Below are 26,566 nucleotides of genomic sequence, written 5' to 3' on the forward strand. Positions count from 1 at the left end.
GATTTTTTATGCCCTTGTAGCTCAGTGGTAGAGCACTCCCTTGGTAAGGGAGAGGCCACGTGTTCGATCCACGTCAAGGGCACCATCGACTTATCCCCGTATCTGAAAAATGTCCATGGCTGCGTTGCCTCGCCTCGCCGACCATGCGTACTGTCTTCGGCTCGACGCCTTGCCCTGAACACTTTTCATCTACTCTGCCGCGTGTTTTGCGCGGCTGAGCTGCCGTCATCGCTTCTGCCGTTCAATAAATCCGCTCGACCTTCAAGCCCTTTTGACGCAACAAGTCCGGCACGCTTTTCGTTCCCACCAGATGCAGTATGCCGATAGCGGCCAGGCTATTTTTTTCGCGCGCCAGTAGTTGCGCGATGCCCTCGGCGAGGGCCGGGTTGCGGCCATCTAACAACACCTTTTGCACGAACTGCGCGGCAAACGACGGGTCTTGCGCCGCCTTTGCCGCCAGCGTATCGAAGGCCGCCGCGTCGGCCGTGCGCCAAGCGTCGGCGATCGCGCGCGCTTCCTGACTTTGTTCCTGCTCCTCGATCGAGACTACGCTGTCTTCCAGGAAACGACACTGCTCAAGCGGTGTCATGGCGCCAAACAGTGCCATCTGGCCTTCCATCGATTCGAGTTCCAGCACGGGAATCTTGCGCGCCTTGGCCTGCTGCGCCAGATAATTGTCGACCGCCAGGTCGGAGCGGTAGCCGAGGCTGGAAAATTCGCCGATGGCCAGCATGCTGGCTAGCATCCACGGCTTCATCGGCGCCACCGATTCGGCTGGAATCGCGTATTTTTGCAACAGCGGCGCCAGACGCGGTGCCAGGGTCTGACGGCAATCAGCCGGTACTTTGCTGCCCGGCGCCTCCATGCCATATTTCAGTATGGCGCCCACGGCGGCGCGCGGATCGGCGCCGGGATCGATCTCCAGCGCCAGCGCCCCGGCGTCTTCCAATGCCTGCGTCACCAACGGCTCGAGCGGATAGAAATCAGGCGCGCCGACATGGATGGTGCCGAACAGATACAGAGTGTGGCTGGCGTCCTGCACCTTGAACAAGGCGCCCCGATTTTGTACCAAGGGCGACGCGTCGGCGAGGGCCGCCTGCAACGGCAGCAAGAATAATCCGCAAAACATCACTATAATCTGGCGTCGCATGGTTTTCCTGATTGTTGAATTTTTCATCTTCTCTCGCTAGCAAAGACTCTTGTGCCTGTGTCCCATCTTAACCGCTCGTCGCCGGTCTGGCTGTTTGACCTCGACAACACGCTGCACAATGCATCGCATGCCATTTTCCCCACCATCACGGCCAATATGAACACGTATATTGCCCGCGTACTGGGCGACGGCGTGACGCCGGCCGACGCCGCCATCGTCAATGCGGCGCGCGCGGGCTACTGGCGCCGCTATGGCGCCACCTTGCTGGGCATGGTCAAGCACCACCAGGTGCAGGCAGCGCATTTTTTGCACGAGACGCATACCTTCGACGATTTGCGCGCCATGATACGCGCCGAGCGGGGGCTGGGGGCTTTACTCAAACGCCTGCCTGGCCGTAAAATTTTGCTCACCAACGCGCCGCTGCGCTATTCGAGCGACGTGATGCGCCACCTGGGCTTGCAGCGACACTTTGCGCAGCATATCGCCATCGAGGCGATGCATGTGCACCGCCAGTTGCGGCCCAAGCCATCGACCCTGATGCTGCGCAAACTGATGCGCAAGCACCACATCCGCCCTGGCCGCTGCATCTTGGTGGAAGACACCCTGGCCAACTTGCGGGGCGCAAAAAAACTGGGGCTGCGCACGGCCTGGATTACGCAATACCTGAAAATGGCTGATCCGATCGGCGTGGCAAAGTTGCCAAAGGCGTTAAATCGCCCCGCTTACGTCGATGTCAAAGTAAAATCTGTCCGGCATTTGGCACGCCGCCTTCACCGTCTTCGCTGAAGGCGGCTCCTAGGCTTCCGGTTGACGCCGGGGGCCGCACCGCTAGCGGCGGTGACGGACCTCCTCATCAAGGCAGCATTTTTTTAACGACAAGAGAAAATATGGCAAGCACACCGCCGGGCCAACGCAGGCTACAAATTCTTCAGGCCCTCGCCGCAATGCTGGAGCAGCCGAAAGGCGAAAAAATCACCACTGCCGCACTGGCCGCCAGACTGGCCGTGTCGGAAGCGGCCCTGTACCGCCATTTCGCCAGCAAGGCGCAAATGTTCGAAGGGCTGATCGAGTTCATCGAGTCGAGCGTCTTCGGCCTGATCAACCAGATCGCGGACAAGCACAGCGACGGCATGACGCAGACGCGCGACATCATCGGCATGCTGCTCAATTTTGCCATCAGCAATCCGGGCATGACGCGCGTGCTGATCGGCGATGCGCTGGTGAATGAGGACGAACGCTTGCAAGTACGCATGAACCAGTTCTACGACCGCGTGGAGCTGGCGCTCAAGCAGGCCTTGCGCGTGGCCGCCGCCGAAGGCCATGGCAAGGAAAGCGAAGTGGCGGCGCGCGCCACCCTGATCATCAGCTTCGTCATCGGGCGCTGGCACCGCTATGCAAAGAGCGGCTTCAAGATCAATCCGTCCCAGGAAGCGGCGCTGCAAATCGCCATGCTGCTGGGATAAATCATCGCCGCCGCTGTCCCTATGCACACCGACTGTTTCGCCCTGCTCGATGACGCCAGCACGCCAGGCGCCAGTTCGCGCCTGTACACGGGTCTGGTAGAGGTCTTGCAGTGCACCGACGGCGATAGCTGGCCAGCCCTGCTCGAAGGGCTGCAAGGGGCCTTGCAACGCGGCCAGTACGCCGTCAGCGTGTGCAGCTATGAGCTGGGGGCGCACTTGCTGGCCATGCCACCACGTGCAGCAGGCATCGACGCCGCGCCGCTGGCGCAGGTGCTGGTCTTTGAACATTGCAGCCAGCTGTCACAGGATGCGGTGCTGCAATGGCTGGCTGAACGGACGCCAGCGGCGGACACGCCGGCCGGTATCGCCGGCATACACGCAAATGTGGATCACAGCCAATTCACGCGCGCACTGAACCGCATCCACGACTACATCGTGGCTGGCGACACCTACCAGATCAACTACACATACCGTTTGCGCTTCGACGCCTTCGGCTCGCCCTTGGCGCTGTATGCACGGCTGCGCGCGCGCCAGCCGGTGCCGTATGGCGCGCTGATAATGCTGCCCGATGGCGGTGCCCTGCTGTCGCTGTCGCCGGAGCTGTTCGTGCGCCATGCGCAGGGCGAGCTGACGGCGCGTCCCATGAAAGGCACGGCGCCGGCCGCCCCTGCCGAACAGGTGGAAGAAAACGCGCATCGTGCCAGCGCCCTGGCCAATGATCCGAAGAACCGCGCGGAAAACCTGATGATCGTCGACCTGCTGCGCAACGACATCGGCCGCATCGCCGTCACGGGTTCGGTCAAGGTGCCGGCACTGTTCCAGGTGACACGCTACAGCAGCGTGCTGCAAATGACGTCCACCGTGCAAGCGCGTTTGCGCGACGATGCCAGCCTGGCTGATATCTTCCAGGCCTTGTACCCTTGCGGTTCGATCACGGGCGCGCCCAAGCGGCGCAGCATGGAAATCATCGCCGAACTGGAAGCGGCGCCACGCGGCATCTACACGGGCGCCATCGGCTGGTTCGATCCGCCAGCCATCGGCGCTGTCCACGCGGTGGGCGACTTCTGCATGTCCGTACCGATCCGCACCCTGGCGCTGCAGCCGGCTGGCGCTGGCGCTGGCAGTATCCGGCGCGGCGAAATGGGCGTGGGCGCCGGCATCGTACTCGACAGCGATGCGCAAGAGGAATTTGCCGAGTGTCAGCTCAAGGCCCGCTTCCTGACCGGCTTGAGCAACGACTTTGAACTGTTCGAGACCCTGCACGCCAGCCGCGCCGATGGCTGCCGCCAGCAAGAGCGCCACTTGGCGCGCCTGGCCGCTTCCAGCGCCTACTTCGGTTTTACCTGGGATGACAATGCTGCCCGCTCAGCACTGCAGGCGGCATGCGCGCAACGATCCGACGATGCGCCATTCCGCCTGCGCCTGGCGCTGCGCCAGGACGGCAAATACACGCTGCAGAGTGGTGCTCTCAGCGCCTTGCCGGAGAGCGTAACAGTCATGCTGGCCCCCGAGGCCACCACGGCAGACGACCTGTTCCTGCGCCACAAGAGCAGCCTGCGCACGCGCTATGACGCCGCCTGGCGCGCTGCCGAAGCGCAGGGCTGCTTCGACATGCTGTTCTTTAACGAGCGGGGAGAGCTGACGGAAGGTGGACGCAGCAATGTCTTCGTGCAGCTCGATACGCGCTGGCACACGCCGCCGCTGTCCTGCGGCGTGCTGCCCGGCGTGCAGCGTGCAGCCATGCTGGCCGATCCCGCCTGGAACGCGCAGGAAACCATCATCACGCGCGCCATGCTGGCGCGCGCCGAAGCGATCGTCGTGTGCAATGCGCTGCGCGGCGCACTGCCGGCCAAGCTCATCGATTAAGCGTCTATCCGCATCGTGTCACCACCGTAGGATGGGCTTGCGGTAAGACACCCCAAGACCATCGACATACGCCATGATGCTCTGCTTGCCGCTGCTTGTGACTAAGCCGGACAAGCAGCGCCGGCCAATGGTGGCAAACCAACAGGCACAGCATAAAAAAATGCAGGCGCGCAGGCTTGCTGGTATAGCGACAACTTACAGCGCCAGCGCTTTTTCTACGGCGCCCAGCAGTTTCTTGTCGTCCGGCGTCACCTTGCTGGGGAAGCTTTCCACCACTTTACCGTTGCGGTCGATCAGGTATTTATGAAAATTCCAGCCCGGCGTCTTGCCCGTCTGCTTGATCAGCTCCGCGTACAGCGGATTCGGTGCCGGCCCCGATACCACCGATTTGGCAAACATGGGGAACTTCACGCCATAGGTGTTGTAGCAAAGATCAGCGATTTCCTTGCTGTTGCCAGGCTCCTGCTTGCCAAAATCGTTCGACGGGAAGCCCAGCACCACCAGACCCTTGCTGCCATATTTGGCGTACAGCGCTTCCAGCCCTTGGTATTGATTGGTAAAACCACAGTAACTGGCCGTGTTCACCACCAGCACGACCTTGCCCGCGTACTGGCACAAGTTTTGCGGCGCTTCATCTTGCAAGCGGTTGAAGGTCTGCTTGAGAATGGCGGGACAGGCGGGCGCTGCGGCAATCGTGGCAGCCGCGGTTTCGGCAGCATGGGCCGGCACGACCAGACTGGCGCTGGCGGCAAGGGTGGCGAAGGCAAACAACTGGGCAAGGGTCTTGGACATGAGGGGCACCATGGTCGAAAAGTAAAAAAACCATTCTATGCCAAACGCCGCACACGCGTATGAGGGCCACCGCAACAGCGATTACTTGAGCGATATCAAGAACGATGCAGTACTTGCCCAAGGCACAGTTTTTTTACCTATGCTCGGCCTTCCTGCCCTTGCCCCGTGGAGTAGCCATGTCCTTCCTGCACCTGAACGCATTACCCACCACCGTGCTGGCCGCCAGCCTGCTCGTCCTGGCGCCAGACGGCGCGCACGCTGCCAAGGCTGTCACGGCCGTCAAGGCGGCTAGCGCGCACAAGAACGCCCCCGCCCTGCCCGCCTACCAGGCCGACTTGAGCCAGACCAGCGTATCGGGCCTGTCCTCGGGCGGCTTCATGGCGGCGCAATTTGCCGTTGCCTACTCGGCCACTGTGGCCGGCGCCGGCATCATCGCTGGCGGGCCGTACTTCTGCTCGGGCCAGCCGGGTCGCTTCCCTTTCATTGCCTACCTGACCAATGCCCTGACCACCTGCATGAATCCTGGCAGCGCGCAGGTGGCGCCGCCCGTAGCGAGCGAATTGCTGCGCGCCGCGAACGATTTTGCGCGTGCCCGTCTCATCGACGATACGGCCAACCTGAAACGTCAGCGCGTGTATCTGTTCAGTGGCACGAAAGACCAGACCGTGACGCGGCCGGTGGTGGAGCAGGTGGAAAAGTTCTATCAACTGGCGGGCACGCCAGCGGCGCAGATCCGCTTCATTGACACGCTAGTCGCGGGCCACGCCATCCTGACCGACAGCAATCAGGACAAGCCCTGCGCCACAACGGAATCGCCGTTCATCAACGACTGCGACTACGTGCAGGCAGGCGACATCTTGCAGCACCTGTACCCCGATTTGCTGCCCGCGTCGAGCGCACTGACGGGCAAGCTGATCGCCTTCAACCAGCGCAGCTTCATCCAGAGCGCGTACTCCAGCATGCACCATACGGGGTACGCCTACATCCCGAAAGCCTGCGACAGCGAGAGTTGCCGCGTGCACGTGGTGTTCCACGGCTGCCTGCAAACGACGCAAGCGATCGGCGACCGTTTCTATACCAGCACCGGCTACAACCAGGTAGCCGATGCCAACAAGATCATCGTGCTGTATCCGCAGGTCGAACCGAGCCCGGTCTACCCCTACAACCCGAAAGGCTGCTGGGATTTTTGGGGCTACACCAGCATCAATCCGATCGACCCGAATTTTTACCGCAAGAGCGGCACGCAGATGGCAGCGGTCAAGGGCATGCTCGATCGTTTGGCTGCGCGCCGCGGCTCACGCTAGCTTGCCTTAAATACCGCCCATGCAGATGTATTTGATGACCAGGTAGTCATCGATACCGTAGGTCGAGCCTTCACGGCCCAGGCCCGATTGCTTGACGCCGCCGAACGGTGCGATCTCGTTCGAGATCAAGCCGGTGTTGACGCCAACCATGCCCGTTTCCAGGCCTTCGGCCACACGCCAGATGCGACCGATATCGCGCGAATAGAAGTAGGCGGCCAGGCCGAATTCCGTGTTGTTGGCCAAGGCGATGACTTCATCATCGGTCTTGAAGCGGAACAGCGGTGCCAGCGGGCCGAAGGTTTCTTCCGTGGCCACGCGCATGTCATTCGTCACGTCGGCGATGATGGTCGGCTCGAAGAAGCCGTTGCCCAGCACATGGCGCTTGCCACCGGCCAGCAGGCGGCCGCCCTTGGCCAATGCATCGGCCACGTGCTCTTCCACCTTGGCGACAGCCTTGCCATCAATCAGCGGGCCTTGCGTGACGCCCGCCTCGATGCCATTGCCGACCTTCAGCTTGGCGACGGCGGCCACCAGCTTCTCGGCGAAGGCGTCATAGACACTGTCTTGCACGTACAGACGGTTGGCGCAAACGCAGGTCTGGCCAGCATTGCGGTATTTGGAGGCGATGGCGCCTTCCACGGCAGCGTCCAAGTCGGCGTCATCGAAGACGATGAAGGGCGCATTGCCGCCCAGTTCCAGCGACAGCTTCTTGATCGTTGGAGCGCATTGCTCGGCCAGCAAACGGCCCACCTTGGTCGAGCCCGTAAACGTCAGCTTGCGCACGATGGGGTTCGAGGTCATTTCGCCGCCGATGTCTTTGGGCGCACCGGTGACGATGCTAAATACGCCCGCAGGCACGCCAGCACGCTCGGCCAGCACGGCCAGCGCCAGCGCGGAAAATGGTGTCGCTTCGGCCGGTTTCAACACCATCGGGCAGCCGGCGGCCAGGGCCGGACCGACTTTGCGGGTGATCATGGCGGCGGGGAAATTCCACGGCGTGATGGCAGCACACACGCCGATAGGCTCTTTAGTGACGACCAGGCGACGGTCCGGCCACGGCGATTGCAGGGTCTCTCCCGCGACGCGCTTGCCTTCTTCGGCAAACCACTCGATGAACGAGGCGCCGAACTGCACTTCGCCTTTCGCTTCCGGCAAAGGCTTGCCCTGTTCGGTGGTCATGATCAGCGCCAGGTCGTCGGCGTTTTCCAGAATCAGGTCATGCCAGCGGCGCAGCACGGCCGCGCGCTCCTTGGCCGTCTTCTTGCGCCAGGCAGGCCAGGCGACATTGGCCGCCTCGATGGCGCGGCGCGTTTCGGCAGCACCCATCAGGGGTACCGTGCCGATATGCTCGCCGGTGGCGGGATTGCTCACATTAATTGTCTGGCCAGCGTCGGCATCCGTCCAGGCTCCATTCACGTAAGCCTGGTGGCGCAACAAGGTAGGATCTTTCAACTGCAGCATATGCATCTCCGGTCTGGTTTGAATTATCGACGAAGGATACTATGCCACAGCACGGTCGATTCCGCAGGCAAAGTACGGAACTACTCGACCTTGAAAGATGACAGTTTCGGCACCGGTGGCGGATAGCCCAGCTGCATGCCCTGTAGCGTTTCCAGCAGCAATGAAGCCACCACCAAGTTGCGCTGGGTCTTGGAATTGGACGGCACCACGTACCACGGCGCGTGATCGGCGTCGGTCTCGCGGATCGCCGTTTCGTAGGCACGCTGGTAGCCATCCCACTTCTTGCGCTGGGCAATATCATTAGGGTCGAACTTCCACTGGCGGTCGGGGTCATCGAGCCGCTCCTGCAGCCGTCCCCGCTGTTCCTCCTTGGAGATATGCAAGAACACTTTCAGGATGACGGTGCCCGTTTCGCTTAGCATGCGCTCGAAATCGCGGATCTGCGCATAACGGCGCTGACATTCTGCCTTGTCGATCATGTCCTGCACGCGCGTGATCAGCACATCCTCGTAGTGGCTACGGTTGAAGATGGCGATCTCGCCCTTGACGGGCACATGCTGGTGTACGCGCCAAAGGTAATCGTGTGCCAGCTCGATATCGGTGGGCCCTTTGAATGCCACGGCACGGATGCCCATCGGATTGATGTTGCTGAAAATCGCCTTGACGGTACCATCCTTGCCCGACGTATCCATGCCCTGCAACACCAGCAGCACCTTTTTCTTGTGCTGTGCATACAGCATGCTCTGGCACTCGGCGATCTGCGCCGTCAACGCCATGGTTTCCTCGATATCCAGGGCTTTGCACTGGGCCGCTGTCAGCTTTTTATTCGCCGCCTTGGAAGCAGCACCCAGCAGGCGCTTGCCGGCGAATTCCTCGTTCAGGTGCAAGCCCTGGCCGGCACGGAATTGCTTGCGCGCCTTCATGCTGCCAGCGCCAGCTTGCGGTGCTCGATTTTCGTGCAGTGATCCATGACCACCGCCAGCCCAGCGGCACGCGCCAGTTGCGCCGCAGCCTCGTTGATAATATCGAGCTGCAGCCACAAACAGCCTGCCTTGACGGCGATGGCTTCCTCGGCGATGGGCACGATATCCTCGGACTTGCGGAAACAATCGACGATGTCGATGCGCGCCGGAGCGACAAAGGCAGCAGCTTCGCTCAGACTGGCATGAACACGCTGGCCCAGCACTTCCTTGCCAGCGAGTGCAGGATTGACGGGTAGCACGCGGTAGCCATGCTGCAGCAAGTAGTCAGCTACTTCGTGGCTGGCGCGTTCGGGCTTGTCGGACATGCCGACGATGGCGATGATGCGGCTGTCTTGCAAAATGCGGGCGATGTTGGACATATTCTGGTCGTGGTTAGGCGTGCGACATTGCCCGCCTAGCGTAGCAGAATTATCCCGCTGCGGGAGCTAGCAAGAAGATCCTGCCGTGCGCAGCAACGCCATCTTTGCCACAAATTCAGACGCGCGATCCTGACACGCGGGCCCGTCGGCTGCACAGCCACGCCGAAAGCCGGTGCCGACTTCAAACTGGACGTGATCGCAGCCTGCTTTATCGGCGGCCTTCGACATCGATTTTCAGCAGGTGATCAAGGCACTGGTGCTGCTGGTGGCCGATTTTTCGATATGCTCCACAAGCACGAATAAGCCGGTTCGAGTAATCGGGGGCCCTGGACTGCGCTTGCGCTAGCCTAGATTCATCATTTCCCGCTATGAAAATTTTCATGACATCGGCCCGCAGGCGACACCGCCGAAGCGGATTTAGTATGTTTCGGAAATAATATGTCGTGCTTGCGAAAAATCAGCGAATGACGCACTTGACTATCAGACGGCGGCCAAGCGCGCCGCCCTGTCCCCCCACCACGCCGCTTCCTCGAACACGGAAAAGCCCGACAGATCGGCATGCGCGAACAGGATGGCGCCATCGTGTTCGCGCAGCGCCTTCAAGCCCGCATTGCTGCGAAATCCCGGCAAGGGAGCAGCCATGGCGTGGCCGCGCACGGTAATGTCGACGCGCTCGACGCAGCGGGCAAAATCGCGTCCATACGCCGCTTTCAGGTCGACGCTGGCCAGCGCCAGCAATTGCTCGGGGCTGGCCGTATCGAGCCACTTGCGGGCTTCCTGCGGCGTGCGGTCGGACAGCGCCACGTAGGCGCTGAAGACGGTTTTCTCGGGAGGGCGCACGCGGATATCCTGATGCGTGGAGACGACATAGCCGAGGCCCGGTTCCTGGTACACCACGTTGTCCCAGCATAGCGGCGCATGCGGTAGTTCGTCGGGAAAGCGCTTAAGCAGAAAATTGGCCACCAGCCACGGCGCATACGCGGGCGTATCGCGTTTGACGTCGAAGCCATAGTCGGCGATGTTGTTCACCACGCGCGCCGCCACATACAGAGGCATGGCGCAGATGGCCTTGCGTGCCTTGACCAGATAAGTACGCGGCTGGCCGTCGACCAGTTGCAGGCAAAGTGCTTCTACGCCCTTGTCCGTCGTCTGCACGGACACCACCGTGCCCGCCTTGCGTCGCACGCCCGACGCCTGCTCCATGGCTGTGGCCACGGGCTGCATGCCGCCCGGCCAAGTCAGCCAGGCACCATTGCCGGCATTGGCCGCCTGTCCCCAGCGGCTGCAGTAGTAATGCAGGCCGGCCCAGGCCGAAACCTGGTCATAACGCGTACCGTAATCGTCGCGGCAACAGTAATTCAGATACCAGTGCAAGGTGGGCGATGTATAGCCTTCGCGCTCCATCCACTGCTTCAAGGTGATGGCGTCGAGCGCCTGCCAGGCCGGGTCATGCGACGATTCCACGGTGGGAAAGACAAAGACGCGTTTGCCATCGTTGCCGCGCGCCTGACGCAAACGCCGTACCTCGGCAAAGAAGCGTGCGTGCTGCGCCAGTTCCTCGGCAGAGACGCCTTCGGTGGGAATGAAGCCGTCTTGCCACTGGCCGTTGAACAGCAAGCGCTCTTCGGGCGCGTGCAAAATATAGCGCTCGTCGTAAGTCGGCTTTTCCGCCTGCGGATTGCGCTCGATGATGCCGAGGTCAAACAGGATCTCGCGCACATGCGTGGACTCGGGCGAGGGCAGCGGCAAATAATGACCACCTGTCGGATAAGCCAGGTCGCCGAAGTGGCCGCCTGCCGCGTTACCGTATGGCTGCGGCCCATCGATCATCAGGAAGTCCTGCTTACCAAGCTTGTTCAGGCGCCATGCAGCCGTCAGGCCCGCGATGCCGGAGCCAAGAATGGCAACATCCGTGCTGACGCTTTCCGAGGGCGGTGGCAAGGCCTTGCGCTCGCGCAGCAGGTCGCGCATATAGTGTCCTTCGCTGCGGCCCGGATACAGCACCTTGGGCGTGATTTCCTGCCAGCGCAGATACGCGCCTATGCTGCCGATGCCGACGGCGGCCGCCGCAGTACCGCCGGCAGCCCACAACATGAAGGAACGGCGCTGCATCAGCGGATCACCCGGTTCCAGTCCTGCTCGAATTCATGCACAAGCGACTGGGTGTTGAGGCGATTTGGCGCCATCGGCAGCGGCTGCATATCGGGCGGGAAGATGAACATTTCGCGCGTGGTGTCCGCATTCAGGTAGCGCATGGGCAGGCGATAGCTGGTGGGCGGCTTGTAGTCGAGCTGGGGCGAAGCGAGAATAAAACCCCATTCGCCAAATGAGGGCACGTAAGCGTGGTAGGGCCAGGTGCGCATGCCCACTTCGCGCAGGGTCGCATTGATGGTCCAGTAGGCGTGCGGGGCAAAGAACGGCGACGTCGATTGCACCACCATCAAGCCCTTGGCCGCCAAGTGCTTTTTCACCAGGTCGTAGAACGGCACGGAATACAGCTTGCCGAGCACGAAGCTCGATGGGTCCGGGAAATCGACGATGGCCGCGTCAAACATAGCGCCGTTATTGCGCAGCCAGACGGCGGCATCGGCATTGACGACGCTGACGCGCTTGTCCGAGAACGCGCTCTTGTTCAACTTTGCCAGCTCCGGGCGCGTGGTAAACGCGGCCGTCATGGCCGGGTCGAGGTCGACCACGGTGACGTGTTCGATCTGTGGATAACGGAGGATTTCGCGCAGCGCCAGGCCATCGCCGCCGCCCAGCACCAGCACGCGGCGCGCCCACGGCAAGGCTTCCAGCACGGGGTGCACCAGCGCCTCGTGGTAGCGGTACTCGTCGCGCGAGGAAAACTGCAGGTTGCCGTTGATGTACAGCCGCGTATCGTCCTTCCAGCGCGTGATCACCAGGCGCTGGTAGGGCGTGGTGGTGGAATACACGATCTGGTCGCCGAACAGGCCGTGTTCACCCCAAGCCACCATACGGTCCGACATGGCAAAGCCGACGATCAGCAGCAGCATCACGGCGCAGGCGCGCAGGAAGCGACCCGTGAGGTTCTTCAGCTCCGCGCGAAATACATAAATCGTCCACAGCCCCACGCCCACGTTGAGCATGCCGAACAGGAAGCCCGTGCGCACCAGGCCCAGATACGGCGACAGCACCAGCGGGAACAACAGCGAGACAGCCAGCGCGCCCAGGTAATCAAACGTGAGCACGCGGCTGACCAGTTCAGAAAATTCCGTCTGGCGCGAATTCAGGGCGCGCATCACCAGCGGCACTTCCATGCCAACCAGTGCGCCGATCAGGAACACCATCACATACAATAAGGTGCGAAATGGCGCGGCCATCCACGAAAACGTCATGAACAGGATGGCGGCCGACAGGCCACCGATCAGGCCCACGGCCAGTTCGATGTCGACGAAGCGCGAGAGCACATCATCATCCTGCACATACTTTGAAAAGTGAGCACCAACACCCATGGCAAACAGGTAGCAGCCAATGATGGTGGAAAACTGCAGGATGGAATCGCCGAGCAGGTAACTGGACATGGCGCCGGCGATCAGCTCATACGCCAGGCCGCAAGAGGCGACCACGAAGACGGACAAGATCAGAATCTTTTTGTTCATTGGACTTTTTTGTTCTAATATGCGTTGACGTTATCAAATACTCATTGCAAGGAAAGCCGTGCCCGCCATCCTAAACTATCTGATCCATCTTATACTGGCTGCCGGACTGTTGATTGCCTTTTTTATCATCTATACGCGCGTCACGCCGTATAAGGAAGTGCTGCTGATCCGCCAGGGCAATCAAGCGGCGGCGCTATCACTGGGTGGCGCCCTGCTGGGCTTTTCCGCCACCATCGCCTCGTCCCTGATGCACACGGCCGACTACCAGCAATTCTTCGCCTGGGCCTTCGGCGCCATGGTCGTGCAGTTGCTCGCCTATCTGGTCACCACGCGCTTGCTGCGCATGTCGAAGGATCAGATCGAATCGAACAACAGCGCCTTCGGCGGCCTGCTGGGCGCCATTTCCCTGTCGATCGGCGCCATCAACGCCGCCTGCATTTCCTGACACCGCATTATTTTATTCAAGGACATCCATCATGAGCCTGGGCAGCTTTATCAAGAAGCAGTTTATCGACGTACTGCAGTGGAACGAAGAGACAGAAGGCGTGCTGGCATGGCGTTTTCCCATGCAGGACTTCGAAATCCAGAATGACGCCATCCTGAATGTGCGCGAATCGCAGGTCGCCGTCTTCGTCAATGAAGGCAAGATCGCCGACGTCTTCGGTCCTGGCACGCACAAGCTGACAACGCAGACTTTACCGCTGCTGACCAACCTGAAAAACTGGGACAAGCTGTTCGATTCGCCCTTCAAGTCGGACGTGTATTACTTCAGCACCCGCGTACAGACGGGCCGCAAATGGGGCACGCCGCAGCCAATCACCATCCGCGACAAGGACTTCGACATGATCCGCGTGCGCGCCTTCGGCATGTACTCGTACCGCATCGCCGATGCCCGCACCTTTTTCACCGAGATCAGTGGCACGCGCGAAGTCTATACGCGCGACGAGGTGGAAGATCAGTTGCGCGGCATTTTGATGTCGAGCATGGCCAGTTCCTTGGGCGGCGCGAACGTCCCCTTCCTCGACATGGCGGCCAACCAGGCGCTGATGGCGCAAGAGGTCAAACATGGCCTGGCGCAGGCGTTCGCCCGCTATGGCGTGGGCCTCGATGAATTCAACGTGGCCAGTATCAGCCTGCCCGAGCAATTGCAGACGGCACTCGATGAGCGCATTTCCGCCGGCATGAAGGGCGGCCTGGGCGCCGACAAGATGAGCGGCTACACCAAATTCCAGGTGGCCAATGCGATCCCGCTGGCGGCGCAAAACGAAGGCGGCATGGCCGGCATTGGCGCAGGTCTCGGTGCCGGGCTGTCGATCGGCCAAGTGATGGCGCAAAGCATGGGTGGCGCTTTGCAGCAGCCCGCCCCGGCACCAGCTCCGGCGGCACCACCCGCCCCCGCGGAAGAACCGATCGAGGCGCGCCTGGAAAGGCTCAAGGGCTTGCTCGACAAGGGCCTCATTTCGCCAGCCGACTACGACGGCGCCAAGGCTGAACTACTGAAAAAACTGATCGGCTAAATATTAGCGAAATACGACTGCATGCAAACTGTTTCCTGTCCCAGCTGCGGCGCGGACGTTCGTTTCCGCTCGCACGCTTCCGTGCTCGCCGTGTGCGAGTACTGCCACAGCAGCATCCTCAAGGACGCCGACTCCGTCAGGGACGCAGGCAAGATGTCGGCTATCCTGGAAGACTATACGCCGATCCAGATCGGCACGGCCGGCGTGCACGATGGCGTCCACTTCACGGTCGTCGGGCGTATCCAGCAGCGCTACAGCGCCGGCACGTGGAACGAGTGGTATGTGCTGTTCGACGATGCCAGCACGGCCTGGCTGGGCGACTCGTCCGGCCTGTACACCCTGACGCGTGTGCGCCCGACGCAAGATGCCCTGCCCGCCTTTGGCGAGCTGGCGCCAGGCAAGCGCTACACCATTTGCGGCGAGCCGTACACGGCGGCCGAGATCCGCAATGCCGAATGCATTGCCGGCCAGGGTGAATTGCCGTTCAAGGTGGGTGCCGGTTGGCGCATCCAGGTGGCAGACTTGCGCAACTACGCCAGCTTTGTCACGCTCGACTACACGGATGGCCCGCAAGCAGTCGTCTACCAGGGCGTCGCTGTCACCTTGGATGGCTTGCAATGCCAGCTGCTGCGCGACGACGACGCCATCGCCAGGAGCGCCGGCAAGTACCGTGGCAAGCTCGATACCCTCGACTGCACATCCTGCGGCAGCGGCATCCAATATGTGCCCGGTGCGGCGGCGCAGCTGGTATGCCCTGCCTGCCAGGCGCAGCTTGATGCCAGCGGTCCGGAAGCGCAGGTGCTGGCCATCGGCAAGCAGGTGCACGACAACGCTGACATCACGCTGGAGCTGGGCGCCAGCGCGAAGATCAGCAATGTCGATTTCACGGTCATCGGCATGATGCGCCGCGCCGACGATGAAGGCAGCGAATGGAATGAATACCTGCTGTACAACGCGCGCGCCGGCTTCTTCTGGCTGGTGGAAACGAACGATGGCTGGTCGCGATCGAACGTGCTGCCGAACTGGCCCACTTGGCCATCCATGAATGCCGAGCGCTGCACGCTCGATGGTGCCACCTATGCCAAGCTATATGACTACGGCTCACAGGTGGTGTATGCGGCGGGCGCCTTCAACTGGCAGGTGGCCGTCGGCGACAGCACGCGCGTATTTGAATTCGAACAGGGACAGACCAAGCTGGCGGCCGAAATCAGCGGCGAGGAAATGACCTGGTCGCGCTCAGTGCCCGTCGCCTATGACCAGATGGCCGCCTGGTTCGGCGCCGCCTTCCATGGCGCTCCAAAGAAACAAAATATTCAACTGAGCCATTGTGGCATCGCCAAGGTCTTCATCGTCATCGTGCTGGTATTGAATGCGATCCCGATGTTCGTCTCGTTCTCCAGCACCTTGATGTGGAGTTTGCTGGGCTGCCTGGCACTCTTCCTGCCAGCCCTTTTTCTCGATAAAAATGCAAAGAATACTCCATGAGTAAATACATGATCTATGCCTTGATGGTGACGTTTTCCGTCACCGCCGCCAATTGGGTGCGCATGTTCAAGGTGGCCGGCAGTGGCGGCAACGGTGGCAGCAGCTGGAGTTCGCGCACGGGTAGCGGCGGCGGCAGCTACGGCGGCGGTTCCAGCGGCGGCAGCCACAAATAAGCATGGCAGAGTCACCGCATCTGCCCCTGGGCACCCATTTGCTGGCCGACTTATCGGGCATCGCAGCAAAACGCCTGCGCGATAGCGTAGCGCTCGAACGCCTGCTGCGCGAGGCGGCCGTTGCGGCCGGCGCGCAGGTACTGCACAGCCATTTCCACAGCTTTGGCGCGGGCCAGGGCATCACTGGCGTGGTGTTGCTGGCCGAGTCGCACATCTCCATCCACACTTGGCCGGAATGCAGCTTTGCCGCCGTAGATATCTTTATGTGCGGCGCGGCGCGGCCGCAACTGGCGCTCGACCTCATCAAGGACGCCTTGCAGGCGACGCAATGCCAGTTGCAATCCGTGCGGCGCGCCCCGCCCGAGCATGCGTAGCGCCGCTGGTGGATCACAAGGCGATCGCTTACACTGTCGGCTCATTTCCCCAACCACTGCCTGCCATGCGCCGCTCCACCCTGTCCCTGCTGCCACTCCTACTGCTCGTCACCGCCTGCGATGACTACACGGCGCCCAGCCTGTACCAGGCCACCACGCCAGAGTGCAAGACATGGACGGAAGGTTCGCGTTTCGAGCTGCCGCGCGGCATCAGCGTGTATGCCACGCCGCCCGTCACGCTGAAGGAAGGCGGCACGGAACTGGCGCTGATCTTCACCTTGCCCGTCGGCACGCAAGCGAGCTTCACGCGCCTGTCCTTCCTGCTGGAAGAACCACACAAGCCACCATTCGGCGAGGCCAAGGTGCTGACCATTTACCAGCGCGGCATGAACCGGAAGGCAGAGATAGTCGACGTCATCGAAAAGCTGCCTATCATGTTTGCCGCCGTCGGCAACAGCAAGGAAACCCAGTGGCGGCTGCGCCTGCAACTGCCGCGCCAGTTGCCGCAGCGTTTTGATTTATCGATGCCCGACATGCTCGTCGCCGGCAAGCGCTATCCGGTGCGCACGTTTACGTATCGCTATTTTCCCGAACGCAGCGCCTACGGCATGTGCAGCTGAGTCACACCGTCTATTGACGCCAGCGCATGTCGCTGGTGCACTGACGTTTTCCATCACTCAGCAGGAACAGACAACATGCGCCATTCGAACGCTGCCATGCTGTCGGCTGCCCAGTCACTGTCCTGCCCTGCCCTGAGTCTGGCCAGGTTTTTCTTCATCGCATTCGATTTTGCGCCACTGCGCCTTATCGTGCAGCAGCTGAACTGCATAAAAAAAGGCAGCCCGAAAGGCTGCCTTTTTTTCTGCTGCTTGCTAGCGAATTAATGCTTGCGCAGCTTCTGGATCGCTGCCAGCTGCGCAATTGCGCTGGCCAGTTCGGCTTGCGCTTGCGCGTAGTCGATGCCCGAATCCTTGTTGTGGATATTTTCTTCCGCCAACTTCTTCGCTTCCAGCGCTTTCGCTTCATCCAGGTCGTGACCGCGGATCGCGGTATCGGCCAGGACGGTCACGGTGCCCGGTTGCACTTCCAGCAGACCGCCAGCAACGAAGACGAATTCTTCTTCAGCCTGGCCGACTACCTTGATGCGCACGGCGCCCGGACGGATGCGGGTAATCAAAGGCGTGTGGCGTGGGTAGATACCCAGCTCGCCCTGTTCACCCGGCAACGCGACGAATTCTGCTTCGCCTGAAAAAATCAGTTCTTCAGCGGAAACCACGTCAACGTGAATTGTGTGTGCCATGTGTGTCCTATCGGGTTGAAGAACCCCGCCTTGTAAGGGGCGGGGTTAGGCCCAGACTTAACTTAGTTAAGTTTCTTGGCTTTTTCGATTGCTTCTTCGATCGTGCCGACCATGTAGAACGCTTGTTCCGGCAGGTGATCGAGTTCGCCCGAAGCGATCATTTTGAAGCCCTTGATCGTGTCTTTGAGCGAAACGTATTTACCAGGCGCGCCGGTAAAGACTTCAGCGACGTGGAAAGGCTGCGACAGGAAACGCTGCATCTTACGTGCACGGGCGACCAGCAGTTTGTCTTCCGGTGCCAGCTCGTCCATACCCAGAATCGCGATAATATCGCGCAATTCCTTGTAGCGTTGCAGGGTCGTTTGCACGGCACGCGCGGTGTCATAGTGCTCTTGACCAACGATCAACGGATCGAGCTGACGCGAGGTCGAATCGAGTGGGTCCACGGCTGGGTAGATACCCAGGGAAGCGATGTCACGCGACAGCGCAACGGTCGAATCCAAGTGAGCAAACGTGGTAGCAGGCGATGGATCGGTGTAATCATCGGCAGGAACGTAGACGGCCTGGATCGAGGTGATCGAACCGGTCTTGGTCGACGTAATACGCTCTTGCAGACGGCCCATTTCTTCAGCCAGGGTTGGTTGGTAACCCACAGCCGATGGCATACGACCGAGCAGTGCCGATACTTCGGTACCGGCCAGCGTGAAGCGGTAGATGTTGTCGACGAAGAACAGAACGTCCTTGCCTTCATCACGGAACGATTCAGCGATCGTCAGGCCGGTCAGCGCAACGCGCAGACGGTTACCTGGCGGTTCATTCATCTGACCGTAGACCATCGCAACTTTGGAGTTCTCTGGATTTTCCAGATCGACCACTTTCGCGTCAGCCATCTCGTGGTAGAAGTCGTTACCTTCACGCGTACGCTCACCAACACCGGCGAACACGGACACGCCGCTGTGCGCTTTAGCGATGTTGTTAATCAGTTCCATCATGTTGACGGTCTTGCCTACACCAGCGCCGCCGAACAGACCAACTTTACCGCCTTTTGCAAACGGGCAAACCAGGTCGATCACCTTGATGCCGGTTTCCAGCAGTTCTTGCGATGGCGACAGTTCGTCGTATGCAGGAGCGGTGCGGTGGATCGACGCGACTTGTTCGTGCGACACTGGGCCGCATTCGTCGATCGGGTTACCCAGCACGTCCATGATGCGACCCAGGGTTGCTTTACCGACTGGCACCATGATAGGTTTGCCGGTATTTTGAATCATCATGCCGCGACGCAAGCCATCGGACGAGCCGAGTGCAATGGTACGGACAATGCCGTCGCCCAACTGCTGTTGTACTTCCAGGGTCAGTTCCGAGCCTGCCATCTTCAAGGCATCAAATACCTTAGGCATCGCGTTGCGGGGAAACTCAACGTCCACCACAGCGCCGATACACTGAACGATTTTGCCATCAGCCATGTTCGTTCCTTCAATATAGTTAAATTCGTTTAAACCGCAGCCGCACCGGCGACGATTTCGGAGAGTTCTTTGGTAATCGCAGCTTGACGGGTCTTGTTGTAGATCAGCTTCAATTCGCCGATCACACTACCCGCGTTGTCGCTTGCAGCCTTCATCGCGACCATCCGTGCCGATTGCTCGGACGCCAGATTCTCCGCGACTGCCTGGTACACCAGCGCTTCTACATAGCGCTCCAGCAATTCGTCGATCACGCTTTGCGCATCGGGCTCGTAGATGTAATCCCACGTGTGGGCGCTCTTGTCAGCGACCATCTTGTCGGCCGTCAGGGGCAGCAATTGCTCCACGACTGGTTCCTGTTTCATCGTATTGATGAATTTGGTGTAGCACAGGTACACTGCATCGATCTTGCCTGCCTGGAACTCTTCGAGCATGACCTTGACGGGTCCGATCAATTTGTCCAGGTGGGGCGTATCACCGGTTTGAATGGCGTGCGCGATAATCTTGACGCCGATGCGATTCAAAAAACCCAAACCCTTGTTACCGATGGCGACTGCTTCAATCCGATTGCCAGCTGCTTCCAGCTCGCGCGACTTGCTCGTCACCTGACGCAGGATGTTGGTGTTCATGCCGCCGCACAGACCCTTGTCGGTCGTGACAACGATGAAACCTACTGCCTTCGCTTGCGTAGCCTGGGCAGCTGCCAGGAACGGGTGCGTGTATTCTGGATTGGCGGTCGCCAGATTGGCGGCGATATTGCGAATCTTGTCACTATAGGGACGGGCGGCCCGCATCCGGTCTTGCGCCTTGCGCATTTTGGACGCGGCGACCATTTCCATCGCCTTGGTGATCTTCTTCGTATTCTCTACGCTCTTGATCTTGCCTCGTATCTCTTTGCTTGATGCCATGAGTCCTTACTCCTTCTGCGCGTAGGGCGGCGCCTCACTCGAGGTGGGCGCCGCCTGGCCGCTTAATATGCGCCGGATTTCTTGAAATCAGCAATGGCCGCCGACAGAGTTGCTTCGCTGTCTTTGTCGAGTTGCTTGGTTTCTTCGATCTTGGCCAGCAGAGCAGCTTGCTTGGTCTTCATGTAAGCGTGGACACCAGCTTCGAACGACAGCACTTGCTTGACTGGCACGTCGTCCATGAAGCCTTTGTTCACCGAGAACAGCGATACGGCCATCAGCGAGATCGACAGTGGCGAGTATTGGGCTTGCTTGAGCAATTCCGTTACGCGGGCACCACGGTCCAGCTGCTTGCGGGTCGATTCATCCAAGTCCGAAGCGAACTGCGCAAACGCGGCCAGTTCACGGTACTGCGCCAAGTCGGTACGGATACCGCCGGACAGGTTTTTGATGACCTTGGTCTGGGCGGCGCCACCGACGCGCGATACGGAAATACCGGCGTTAATTGCAGGACGGATACCGGCGTTGAACAGCGACGTTTCCAGGAAGATCTGACCGTCGGTAATCGAAATGACGTTGGTTGGAACGAATGCGGACACGTCGCCAGCTTGCGTTTCAATGATCGGCAGTGCCGTCAGGGAACCGGTCTTGCCTTTAACGGCGCCGTTGGTGAACTTCTCGACATAGTCGGCGTTCACGCGTGCTGCGCGTTCCAGCAGGCGGCTGTGCAGGTAGAACACGTCGCCTGGGTACGCTTCGCGACCTGGTGGACGGCGCAGCAGCAGCGAGATTTGACGGTATGCAACAGCTTGTTTGGACAGATCATCATAGACGATCAGTGCATCTTCGCCGCGGTCACGGAAGTATTCGCCCATGGCGCAACCGGAGTACGGCGAAATGTATTGCATGGCGGCCGATTCCGAAGCGGAAGCGGCGACAACGATGGTGTATTCCATCGCGCCGTGCTGTTCCAGCGAGCGCACGATGTTCTTGATCGACGAGGCTTTTTGGCCAATCGCGACGTAGATACATTTCATGCCCTGGCCTTTTTGATTGATGATCGCATCAATCGCCACAGCCGACTTACCGGTTTGACGGTCGCCGATGATCAGTTCGCGCTGGCCGCGGCCAACTGGAACCATCGCATCGATCGACTTCAGGCCGGTTTGCATAGGTTGCGACACGGACTCACGAGCGATCACGCCCGGTGCGATTTTTTCAATCGCGGCCGTCAATTTGGTCTCGATGGCGCCTTTGCCGTCGATTGGCTGACCCAGCGCGTTAACAACGCGGCCGAGCAGTTCAGGACCGACTGGCACTTCCAGAATGCGGCCGGTGCATTTCACCGTGTCGCCTTCGGAGATGTGCTCATAGGCACCCAGAATCACGGAACCGACGGAGTCGCGTTCCAGATTCATTGCCAGGCCAAACGTGTTGCCTGGGAATTCCAGCATCTCGCCTTGCATCACGTCCGACAAACCGTGGATGCGGCAGATACCGTCGGCGACGGAAATAACCGTGCCTTGATTACGCACTTCAGCGCCGCCGTCAAGACCTTGGATCCGGCTCTTGATCAACTCGCTGATTTCAGATGGGTTGAGTTGCATACTAACTCCTAAAAGTGTTTCTCTCAGCTTGCGCGAGGGGTAAGGGTCTGTCTAAGCTGGCCTGCCGAAGCGCGTGTCTTACGACACCAATGCAGCATGCAGTTGCTGCAGCTTGGCGCGCACCGAGGTGTCGAGCACTTGGTCGCCAACAACCACGCGCACGCCGCCGAGCAGCGATGGATCCACTGTGACGGCAGGGTTGAGCTTACGACTGAATTTCTTTTCCAGCGTTGCGACCAGCTCGGCCGTTTGGCCTTCGCTCAGATCGAAAGCGCTCGTGATCTCGGCGTCAGCCGCACCTTCCAGACCGTTTTTCAAGGTGTGGAATTGCGCGCCGATTTCCGGCAGCAGGCTGATGCGGCCATTTTCGATCAACAACGTGACGAAGTTTTTCACTTCCTCATTGAGCGGCGATTTCAACAACGACAGGATGGTGGCGGCGACGTCGCTTTCCGAAACTTTCGGATTGCGCGCGTACGCCTGTACCTCGGGGTGGCTACCGATCTGTGCCAGTTCGGACACCAGTTCGGACCACGCCGCGAGGTTGCTTGACTCCTTACCAGCTTGGGCTACGCGGAACAAAGCTTCCGCGTAGGGACGGGCGACGGTTGCGAGTTCTGCCATGATTACAGCTCGACAGCAAGACGCTGCAACATTTCGGCGTGAGCCGTAGCGTTGACTTCACGCTTCAAGATCTGCTCGGCACCCTTGACAGCCAGGTCAGCCACCTGAGCGCGCAATTGTTCGCGTGCTTTCGACAGTTGCTGTTCGGCGTCCGACTGGGCTTGCGCAATGATACGCGCAGCTTCAGCTTGTGCATTTTGCTTGATCTCTTCAGCAACCAGCTGCGCGCGCTTTTCAGCGTCCGCAACGCGTTGCGACGCTTCTTCACGTGCACTGTTCAATGCCTCTTGCGCACGCTTTTCAGCGACAGCCATCGAAGCTTGACCTTGATCGGCCGCAGCCAATCCATCCGCGATTCGTTTGGCACGCTCATCCAGCGCACTGTTCAGCGCTGGAAATACGAACTTCATCGAGACCCAGACCAACACCGCGAAGGTGATCATCTGGCCGATGAGCGACATATTGATGTCCATACCTTTGCTCCTGACTAAAAGTTTCTCCTAGGATTGGAGCGAATTACTGAGCAACAGCAGCCATCAATGGAGCCAGGAACGGGTTAGCGAACGTGTACAGCAGAGCGATACCAACGCCGATCATCGAGATAGCATCCAGCAGACCAGCGATAACGAACAGTTTGGTTTGCAGTTGTGGCATCAGTTCTGGTTGACGTGCCGAAGCTTCCAGGAATTTACCACCCAAGATAGCGAAGCCCAAAGCGGTACCGATTGCGGCCAGGCCGATGATGATTGCTGCTGCCAGAACGGTCATGCTTTGTACTTGTGCGATCAGAGCTTGCATAAAATTCTCCTAAATTTAAAAACGAAAGGTACTAACAAAAAAACAAAATATAAAGTTGCTGATTAATGCTTCTCAACCGCAAGGCTCAGATACACAACCGTCAACGCCATAAACACAAAAGCTTGCAAAGTTACAATCAAGATATGGAAAATTGCCCATGGACCACCCAACGCCCACTGTGCCCACCAAGGCAACAACGCGATCAAGATGAAAATCAGTTCGCCGGCATACATATTGCCGAACAGTCGCAGCGACAGGGAGATCAGTTTCGCAACCAACTCAACCATTTGCAGCAAGAAATTAATTGGTGCCAACAAGATCGTGCCGATGATGCCGCTTGCGTGGAACGGCGCGGTGAACAATTCCTTGATCCAGCCGCCCAGGCCCTTGGCCTTGACGGAAAACGCGATAATACACAGAACCACCGACAACGACATGCCAAAAGTATGGTTCACGTCGGCGGTTGGCACCACGCGCAGGTTATATACGCCAAACCAGCTCAAAATCATCGGCAGCAAGTCAACTGGCAAGAAGTCCATCGCGTTCATCAGCCAGACCCACACGAAAATCGTGATGGCCAGCGGTGCGATGATCTTGCTTTTTGCGTGAAAGGCCCCATTAATGGTTTCATTGACCATTTCCATGATCATTTCGACGAAGTTCTGCAGCTTGCCGGGAACACCGGCCGTCGCGCGGCGCGAAGCCATGTAGAAAACGGCAAGGAAAACAAAGCCCAGAATGGCAGAAATCCAGAAGGTATCCAGATTGAAGGTGCCAGTGGCACTTTTCAAGTGGGTCAAATGGTGACTGATGTATTCTGTGGCGTTGGCCGGGGCAGCATGGCCCGCTTCAATAGCGTGTTCTGTGGTCATAATGAATTTAGATTTGTCGTTTCAGAGCACAACAGGCCCCAAAACCAATGATTAAACAGCGAGCAATGAAAACCAGTATGCTAAGGTTGCCACCGCGAAACCCAAGATCAGCCATAACCAGGCGGCCGACTTAAACAACACCAGTGCCAATATAAACAGCACCGCTGTGATAAATATTTTCATCACTTCTGCGCGCAAATGCGCCCGGAATGCCATTTTAGCGTCGCTAGAACCGCGAACCACCAACATGGCATATACCAGGCTACCGATGACTGCGATAGCACCGCCGTATGCGGCGGACCAGCCTCTGACACTGCCACCGAAAAACAGGGTGACTGTGGCAAAACTGATAGCGATTGCTAACTGCAATGCAACTACTTTGTAGACGGGTTTGGCAATACTTTGTTGTGAATCACTCAATTGCCAGGTTCCCAGAAAAATCTACACACGCAAAGACACGGGATTATAGTTGGCTTTGATCTATAGAGTCAAACGTTGCTGCGCCGCAGCAGGGCGATTGCGGCGTGAAACTGACGCTTTACCGACTATTCCCTGTCACTTGCACCACCATATGGCAAAGTTGCTTGTCTGGCCGATTTCTGGCGTGTTAACAAGCAATCCCGTGGTAGATCCGGGAAGTATGGCCAGATTGTCTGCACGCATACTCCCCAGATTTTTGCAACTTGCTATTTAACCACGCAAGCGGGTCAGCACGCCATCGAGCACGTCAAGATCGGCAAAATCGATCACCAGTTGACCACGGCCTTTGTTGCCCATTTTAAATACCACGGGTGTGGCTAGCGTATCGGACAACTCTTCTTCCAGGCGCGCGATGTCGCCGGACTTTTCCTTTTGCCGCGGTTCGACGGGATTGGTCGCTTCCTCGACGGTGCGCGTCACCAGCTTTTCCGTTTCGCGCACCGACAAGCGTTTGGCCACGACCTGGTTAGCCAAGTTGATCTGGCTGGCTGGATCGACCGCCAGCAAGGCACGCGCATGGCCCATGTCGATATCACCGGCCATCAACATGGTCTGCACGGGACTGGCCAGGTTCATCAGGCGCAACAGGTTCGACACCGCACTGCGCGAGCGTCCCAGCGCAGTGGCCGCTTGCTCATGCGTAAAATTGAAGTCAGCGATCAGGCGGTGGATACCTTGCGCCTCTTCCAGTGGATTAAGGTCTTCGCGCTGGATATTCTCAATCAGCGCCATGGCCGCGGCGGCCAAGTCGTCCACATCGCGCACCAGCACCGGCACTTCCGTCAAGCCCGCCAACTGCGAGGCGCGGAAACGGCGTTCACCAGCGATAATTTCATATTTAATCACACCGCTCAGGGTGTCTTGCCCGATCGGGCGCACCAGGATGGGCTGCATCAATCCTTGCGCCTTGATCGAAGCGGCCAATTCGTTCAGGGCTCCCTCGTCCATGCGCGTGCGCGGTTGGTACTTGCCAGCTTGCATTTGTGACACGGGTAAGCTGGAGGGTTGATGCGTGTCCGGACTGGCGAAATCGCCGCCGCCGCCCAGGAGGGCGTCGAGTCCGCGACCCAGTCCTTTTAATTTTTTCGTAGCCATGCTGTCCTAATAATCTTATCTATATTGCTATTTGCCTTTAACCCAACGGCAAGTGCTGGGGTCAGACCCGCCGGGTCTGACCTCGGGCTTGTTTACATATGTTTGATACGTTCGACCATCTCGGCGCCAAAGGCGATATACGCCTGGGCACCTTTCGAACTAGGGTCGAAGGTCACGCCTGGCAAGCCGTACGATGGCGCTTCGGCCAGTCGCACATTGCGCGGAATGATGGTTTTGAAAACCTTGTCGCCGAAGTGCTGCTCCAGTTGCGCAGACACTTGTTGCGATAATGTCATGCGCGGATCGAACATCACGCGCAGCAAGCCGATGATCTTCAAATCCGGGTTCAGATTGGCGTGCACCTTCTTGATGGTGTTGACCAGATCGGACAAGCCTTCGAGCGCGTAGTACTCGCACTGCATTGGAATGATCACACCATGCGCGGCGCACAGGCCATTCAAGGTCAACATCGACAGTGCCGGAGGGCAATCAACCAGGATGAAGTCGTATTCGCTGTCCACTTCGGCCAGCGCTTCCTTCAGGCGGCGTTCGCGGTTATCCAGTTCGACCATCTCGACTTCTGCACCGGCCAGTTCGCGGTTCGACGGCAAGACATCGAAGCGCCCTGCTTCCGAACGTTGGCGTGCCGTCTTGACATCGGACTCGCCCAGCATGACTTCATAGGTGGACGCCTTCAAGCCGGCCTTGTTGATGCCGGCCCCCATGGTCGCATTGCCCTGCGGGTCGAGGTCGACCAGCAGCACGCGCTGGTTCAGCTTGGCCAGACCGGCGGAGAGATTGACGCTTGTTGTGGTTTTACCAACACCACCCTTTTGATTTGCTACACAAAAAATTTTGGCCATGTATCTTCTAGT

29 protein-coding genes, 1 tRNA gene and 1 pseudogene are annotated in these 26,566 nt (G+C 59.2%); 13 read left to right on the forward strand and 18 right to left on the reverse strand.

Going from position 1 to position 26,566, the window contains the following annotated elements:
• Positions 1–10: 10 nt before the first annotated feature.
• Positions 11–85 (forward strand) — tRNA-Thr (locus H4V96_RS21615).
• A 156-nt stretch (positions 86–241) separates the two neighbouring features.
• On the opposite strand, the gene H4V96_RS21620 is transcribed toward H4V96_RS21615, so the two are convergent.
• On the reverse strand, positions 242–1,129 hold the full coding sequence (locus tag H4V96_RS21620) for a TraB/GumN family protein (RefSeq protein ID WP_280721153.1): 888 nt from the start codon (positions 1,127–1,129) through the stop codon (positions 242–244).
• Between the two features lie 78 nt (positions 1,130–1,207).
• Here H4V96_RS21620 and H4V96_RS21625 point away from each other — a divergent pair, with 78 nt between their 5' ends.
• The 3 genes from H4V96_RS21625 to pabB all read left to right on the forward strand — a co-directional run bounded on the left by H4V96_RS21625 (position 1,208) and on the right by pabB (position 4,479).
• Positions 1,208–1,936, forward strand: a complete 729-nt coding sequence (locus tag H4V96_RS21625) for a pyrimidine 5'-nucleotidase (protein ID WP_029496082.1) — start codon at positions 1,208–1,210, stop codon at positions 1,934–1,936.
• Between the two features lie 101 nt (positions 1,937–2,037).
• On the forward strand, positions 2,038–2,613 hold the full coding sequence (gene slmA / locus H4V96_RS21630) for a nucleoid occlusion factor SlmA (RefSeq protein WP_029496083.1): 576 nt from the start codon (positions 2,038–2,040) through the stop codon (positions 2,611–2,613).
• 21 nt (positions 2,614–2,634) lie between these two features.
• Positions 2,635–4,479, forward strand: a complete 1,845-nt coding sequence (gene pabB, locus H4V96_RS21635) for an aminodeoxychorismate synthase component I (RefSeq protein ID WP_196856180.1) — start codon at positions 2,635–2,637, stop codon at positions 4,477–4,479.
• Between the two features lie 195 nt (positions 4,480–4,674).
• Here the strand turns inward: pabB and H4V96_RS21640 are convergent, their stop codons facing one another.
• Positions 4,675–5,271, reverse strand: a complete 597-nt coding sequence (locus tag H4V96_RS21640) for a glutathione peroxidase (RefSeq protein ID WP_196856179.1) — start codon at positions 5,269–5,271, stop codon at positions 4,675–4,677.
• A gap of 176 nt (positions 5,272–5,447) precedes the next feature.
• Here H4V96_RS21640 and H4V96_RS21645 point away from each other — a divergent pair, with 176 nt between their 5' ends.
• Positions 5,448–6,575 (forward strand): poly(3-hydroxybutyrate) depolymerase, encoded by a 1,128-nt coding sequence (locus tag H4V96_RS21645; protein ID WP_196856178.1) that lies wholly within the window; start codon positions 5,448–5,450, stop codon positions 6,573–6,575.
• Between the two features lie 6 nt (positions 6,576–6,581).
• On the opposite strand, the gene gabD is transcribed toward H4V96_RS21645, so the two are convergent.
• The 3 genes from gabD to H4V96_RS21660 form a co-directional block, all read right to left on the reverse strand.
• Positions 6,582–8,036 carry an NADP-dependent succinate-semialdehyde dehydrogenase gene (gene gabD, locus H4V96_RS21650; RefSeq protein WP_280721154.1) on the reverse strand — a complete coding sequence of 485 codons (1,455 nt, stop codon included), beginning with the start codon at positions 8,034–8,036 and terminating at the stop codon, positions 6,582–6,584.
• An 80-nt stretch (positions 8,037–8,116) separates the two neighbouring features.
• Entirely contained in the window at positions 8,117–8,959 is an 843-nt protein-coding gene (locus tag H4V96_RS21655) for a PPK2 family polyphosphate kinase (RefSeq protein WP_010393746.1), read from the reverse strand.
• Positions 8,956–9,378, reverse strand: coding sequence for a CoA-binding protein (locus H4V96_RS21660; protein ID WP_010393748.1), 423 nt, complete (start codon positions 9,376–9,378; stop codon positions 8,956–8,958). The genes H4V96_RS21655 and H4V96_RS21660 overlap by 4 nt, the downstream gene beginning before the upstream one ends.
• 153 nt (positions 9,379–9,531) lie before the next feature.
• On the opposite strand from H4V96_RS21660, the pseudogene H4V96_RS21665 reads away from it, so the two are divergent.
• A pseudogene (locus H4V96_RS21665) lies at positions 9,532–9,724 on the forward strand (hypothetical protein); the annotation flags it as partial.
• A gap of 134 nt (positions 9,725–9,858) precedes the next feature.
• Here the strand turns inward: H4V96_RS21665 and H4V96_RS21670 are convergent.
• Complete coding sequence (locus tag H4V96_RS21670) at positions 9,859–11,490, reverse strand: NAD(P)-binding protein (protein WP_196856176.1); 1,632 nt, start codon at positions 11,488–11,490, stop codon at positions 9,859–9,861.
• Positions 11,490–13,001: a polyamine aminopropyltransferase gene (locus H4V96_RS21675; protein ID WP_196856175.1), complete on the reverse strand. Its 1,512-nt coding sequence runs from the start codon at positions 12,999–13,001 to the stop codon at positions 11,490–11,492. The genes H4V96_RS21670 and H4V96_RS21675 overlap by 1 nt, the downstream gene beginning before the upstream one ends.
• 58 nt (positions 13,002–13,059) lie before the next feature.
• Between H4V96_RS21675 and H4V96_RS21680 the strand changes: the two genes are divergently transcribed.
• The 7 genes from H4V96_RS21680 to H4V96_RS21710 all read left to right on the forward strand — a co-directional run bounded on the left by H4V96_RS21680 (position 13,060) and on the right by H4V96_RS21710 (position 17,434).
• The gene (locus H4V96_RS21680; protein WP_010393765.1) at positions 13,060–13,446 is read left to right on the forward strand and encodes a DUF350 domain-containing protein; all 387 of its coding nucleotides are present in this window, start codon (positions 13,060–13,062) and stop codon (positions 13,444–13,446) included.
• A 31-nt stretch (positions 13,447–13,477) separates the two neighbouring features.
• Positions 13,478–14,518 (forward strand): SPFH domain-containing protein, encoded by a 1,041-nt coding sequence (locus H4V96_RS21685; protein ID WP_196856174.1) that lies wholly within the window; start codon positions 13,478–13,480, stop codon positions 14,516–14,518.
• Positions 14,519–14,539: 21 nt separating this feature from the next.
• Positions 14,540–16,003: a DUF4178 domain-containing protein gene (locus tag H4V96_RS21690; RefSeq protein WP_196856173.1), complete on the forward strand. Its 1,464-nt coding sequence runs from the start codon at positions 14,540–14,542 to the stop codon at positions 16,001–16,003.
• On the forward strand, positions 16,000–16,176 hold the full coding sequence (locus H4V96_RS21695) for a hypothetical protein (RefSeq protein ID WP_196856172.1): 177 nt from the start codon (positions 16,000–16,002) through the stop codon (positions 16,174–16,176). Before H4V96_RS21690 ends, H4V96_RS21695 begins: the two co-directional genes overlap by 4 nt.
• Before the next feature lie 2 nt (positions 16,177–16,178).
• The gene (speD, locus tag H4V96_RS21700) at positions 16,179–16,550 is read left to right on the forward strand and encodes an adenosylmethionine decarboxylase (protein ID WP_196856171.1); all 372 of its coding nucleotides are present in this window, start codon (positions 16,179–16,181) and stop codon (positions 16,548–16,550) included.
• Between the two features lie 65 nt (positions 16,551–16,615).
• Positions 16,616–17,170: a hypothetical protein gene (locus tag H4V96_RS21705; protein WP_010393774.1), complete on the forward strand. Its 555-nt coding sequence runs from the start codon at positions 16,616–16,618 to the stop codon at positions 17,168–17,170.
• Between the two features lie 75 nt (positions 17,171–17,245).
• Positions 17,246–17,434, forward strand: coding sequence for a hypothetical protein (locus H4V96_RS21710; RefSeq protein ID WP_196856170.1), 189 nt, complete (start codon positions 17,246–17,248; stop codon positions 17,432–17,434).
• Here the strand turns inward: H4V96_RS21710 and H4V96_RS21715 are convergent.
• The 11 genes from H4V96_RS21715 to H4V96_RS21765 form a co-directional block, all read right to left on the reverse strand.
• The gene (locus H4V96_RS21715) at positions 17,431–17,850 is read right to left on the reverse strand and encodes a F0F1 ATP synthase subunit epsilon (protein WP_010393776.1); all 420 of its coding nucleotides are present in this window, start codon (positions 17,848–17,850) and stop codon (positions 17,431–17,433) included. The two genes, H4V96_RS21710 and H4V96_RS21715, sit on opposite strands and share 4 nt — an antisense overlap.
• 62 nt (positions 17,851–17,912) lie before the next feature.
• A complete protein-coding gene (atpD, locus tag H4V96_RS21720) occupies positions 17,913–19,313 on the reverse strand; it encodes a F0F1 ATP synthase subunit beta (protein ID WP_010393778.1) in 1,401 nt (466 codons plus the stop codon).
• Between the two features lie 29 nt (positions 19,314–19,342).
• Entirely contained in the window at positions 19,343–20,218 is an 876-nt protein-coding gene (gene atpG, locus H4V96_RS21725) for a F0F1 ATP synthase subunit gamma (RefSeq protein WP_070346001.1), read from the reverse strand.
• Between the two features lie 62 nt (positions 20,219–20,280).
• Positions 20,281–21,822: a F0F1 ATP synthase subunit alpha gene (atpA, locus tag H4V96_RS21730; protein WP_010393784.1), complete on the reverse strand. Its 1,542-nt coding sequence runs from the start codon at positions 21,820–21,822 to the stop codon at positions 20,281–20,283.
• A gap of 78 nt (positions 21,823–21,900) precedes the next feature.
• Positions 21,901–22,446 (reverse strand): F0F1 ATP synthase subunit delta, encoded by a 546-nt coding sequence (locus H4V96_RS21735; protein WP_010393786.1) that lies wholly within the window; start codon positions 22,444–22,446, stop codon positions 21,901–21,903.
• A 2-nt stretch (positions 22,447–22,448) separates the two neighbouring features.
• Positions 22,449–22,919, reverse strand: coding sequence for a F0F1 ATP synthase subunit B (locus H4V96_RS21740; protein WP_010393788.1), 471 nt, complete (start codon positions 22,917–22,919; stop codon positions 22,449–22,451).
• Positions 22,920–22,962: 43 nt separating this feature from the next.
• Positions 22,963–23,244 carry a F0F1 ATP synthase subunit C gene (atpE, locus tag H4V96_RS21745; RefSeq protein WP_010393790.1) on the reverse strand — a complete coding sequence of 94 codons (282 nt, stop codon included), beginning with the start codon at positions 23,242–23,244 and terminating at the stop codon, positions 22,963–22,965.
• 62 nt (positions 23,245–23,306) lie between these two features.
• Positions 23,307–24,116, reverse strand: coding sequence for a F0F1 ATP synthase subunit A (gene atpB / locus H4V96_RS21750; RefSeq protein WP_196856169.1), 810 nt, complete (start codon positions 24,114–24,116; stop codon positions 23,307–23,309).
• 51 nt (positions 24,117–24,167) lie between these two features.
• On the reverse strand, positions 24,168–24,536 hold the full coding sequence (locus tag H4V96_RS21755) for an ATP synthase subunit I (RefSeq protein WP_196856168.1): 369 nt from the start codon (positions 24,534–24,536) through the stop codon (positions 24,168–24,170).
• A gap of 270 nt (positions 24,537–24,806) precedes the next feature.
• The gene (locus H4V96_RS21760; protein WP_010393797.1) at positions 24,807–25,691 is read right to left on the reverse strand and encodes a ParB/RepB/Spo0J family partition protein; all 885 of its coding nucleotides are present in this window, start codon (positions 25,689–25,691) and stop codon (positions 24,807–24,809) included.
• A 92-nt stretch (positions 25,692–25,783) separates the two neighbouring features.
• Complete coding sequence (locus H4V96_RS21765) at positions 25,784–26,554, reverse strand: AAA family ATPase (RefSeq protein ID WP_010393800.1); 771 nt, start codon at positions 26,552–26,554, stop codon at positions 25,784–25,786.
• Positions 26,555–26,566: the final 12 nt, after the last annotated feature.

This window comes from Janthinobacterium sp. CG_23.4, assembly GCF_029892305.1.
GTDB lineage: Bacteria > Pseudomonadota > Gammaproteobacteria > Burkholderiales > Burkholderiaceae_D > Janthinobacterium > Janthinobacterium lividum_D.

What these genes read in the sequence shown, in the direction of transcription:
- H4V96_RS21655 (WP_010393746.1), bottom strand. Translation starts at nt 8,959, where the DNA reads ATGAAGGCGCGCAAGCAATTCCGTGCCGGCCAGGGCTTGCACCTGAAC.
- speD (WP_196856171.1), top strand. Translation starts at nt 16,179, where the DNA reads ATGGCAGAGTCACCGCATCTGCCCCTGGGCACCCATTTGCTGGCCGAC.
- H4V96_RS21740 (WP_010393788.1), bottom strand. Translation starts at nt 22,919, where the DNA reads ATGGACATCAATATGTCGCTCATCGGCCAGATGATCACCTTCGCGGTG.
- atpD (WP_010393778.1), bottom strand. Translation starts at nt 19,313, where the DNA reads ATGGCTGATGGCAAAATCGTTCAGTGTATCGGCGCTGTGGTGGACGTT.
- H4V96_RS21640 (WP_196856179.1), bottom strand. Translation starts at nt 5,271, where the DNA reads ATGTCCAAGACCCTTGCCCAGTTGTTTGCCTTCGCCACCCTTGCCGCC.
- H4V96_RS21690 (WP_196856173.1), top strand. Translation starts at nt 14,540, where the DNA reads ATGCAAACTGTTTCCTGTCCCAGCTGCGGCGCGGACGTTCGTTTCCGC.
- slmA (WP_029496083.1), top strand. Translation starts at nt 2,038, where the DNA reads ATGGCAAGCACACCGCCGGGCCAACGCAGGCTACAAATTCTTCAGGCC.
- H4V96_RS21645 (WP_196856178.1), top strand. Translation starts at nt 5,448, where the DNA reads ATGTCCTTCCTGCACCTGAACGCATTACCCACCACCGTGCTGGCCGCC.
- H4V96_RS21735 (WP_010393786.1), bottom strand. Translation starts at nt 22,446, where the DNA reads ATGGCAGAACTCGCAACCGTCGCCCGTCCCTACGCGGAAGCTTTGTTC.
- H4V96_RS21670 (WP_196856176.1), bottom strand. Translation starts at nt 11,490, where the DNA reads ATGCAGCGCCGTTCCTTCATGTTGTGGGCTGCCGGCGGTACTGCGGCG.
- H4V96_RS21710 (WP_196856170.1), top strand. Translation starts at nt 17,246, where the DNA reads ATGCGCCATTCGAACGCTGCCATGCTGTCGGCTGCCCAGTCACTGTCC.
- gabD (WP_280721154.1), bottom strand. Translation starts at nt 8,036, where the DNA reads ATGCTGCAGTTGAAAGATCCTACCTTGTTGCGCCACCAGGCTTACGTG.
- H4V96_RS21705 (WP_010393774.1), top strand. Translation starts at nt 16,616, where the DNA reads ATGCGCCGCTCCACCCTGTCCCTGCTGCCACTCCTACTGCTCGTCACC.
- H4V96_RS21675 (WP_196856175.1), bottom strand. Translation starts at nt 13,001, where the DNA reads ATGAACAAAAAGATTCTGATCTTGTCCGTCTTCGTGGTCGCCTCTTGC.
- atpB (WP_196856169.1), bottom strand. Translation starts at nt 24,116, where the DNA reads ATGACCACAGAACACGCTATTGAAGCGGGCCATGCTGCCCCGGCCAAC.
- pabB (WP_196856180.1), top strand. Translation starts at nt 2,635, where the DNA reads ATGCACACCGACTGTTTCGCCCTGCTCGATGACGCCAGCACGCCAGGC.
- atpA (WP_010393784.1), bottom strand. Translation starts at nt 21,822, where the DNA reads ATGCAACTCAACCCATCTGAAATCAGCGAGTTGATCAAGAGCCGGATC.
- H4V96_RS21715 (WP_010393776.1), bottom strand. Translation starts at nt 17,850, where the DNA reads ATGGCACACACAATTCACGTTGACGTGGTTTCCGCTGAAGAACTGATT.
- H4V96_RS21765 (WP_010393800.1), bottom strand. Translation starts at nt 26,554, where the DNA reads ATGGCCAAAATTTTTTGTGTAGCAAATCAAAAGGGTGGTGTTGGTAAA.
- H4V96_RS21695 (WP_196856172.1), top strand. Translation starts at nt 16,000, where the DNA reads ATGAGTAAATACATGATCTATGCCTTGATGGTGACGTTTTCCGTCACC.
- H4V96_RS21620 (WP_280721153.1), bottom strand. Translation starts at nt 1,129, where the DNA reads ATGTTTTGCGGATTATTCTTGCTGCCGTTGCAGGCGGCCCTCGCCGAC.
- H4V96_RS21660 (WP_010393748.1), bottom strand. Translation starts at nt 9,378, where the DNA reads ATGTCCAACATCGCCCGCATTTTGCAAGACAGCCGCATCATCGCCATC.
- atpG (WP_070346001.1), bottom strand. Translation starts at nt 20,218, where the DNA reads ATGGCATCAAGCAAAGAGATACGAGGCAAGATCAAGAGCGTAGAGAAT.
- H4V96_RS21685 (WP_196856174.1), top strand. Translation starts at nt 13,478, where the DNA reads ATGAGCCTGGGCAGCTTTATCAAGAAGCAGTTTATCGACGTACTGCAG.
- H4V96_RS21760 (WP_010393797.1), bottom strand. Translation starts at nt 25,691, where the DNA reads ATGGCTACGAAAAAATTAAAAGGACTGGGTCGCGGACTCGACGCCCTC.
- atpE (WP_010393790.1), bottom strand. Translation starts at nt 23,244, where the DNA reads ATGCAAGCTCTGATCGCACAAGTACAAAGCATGACCGTTCTGGCAGCA.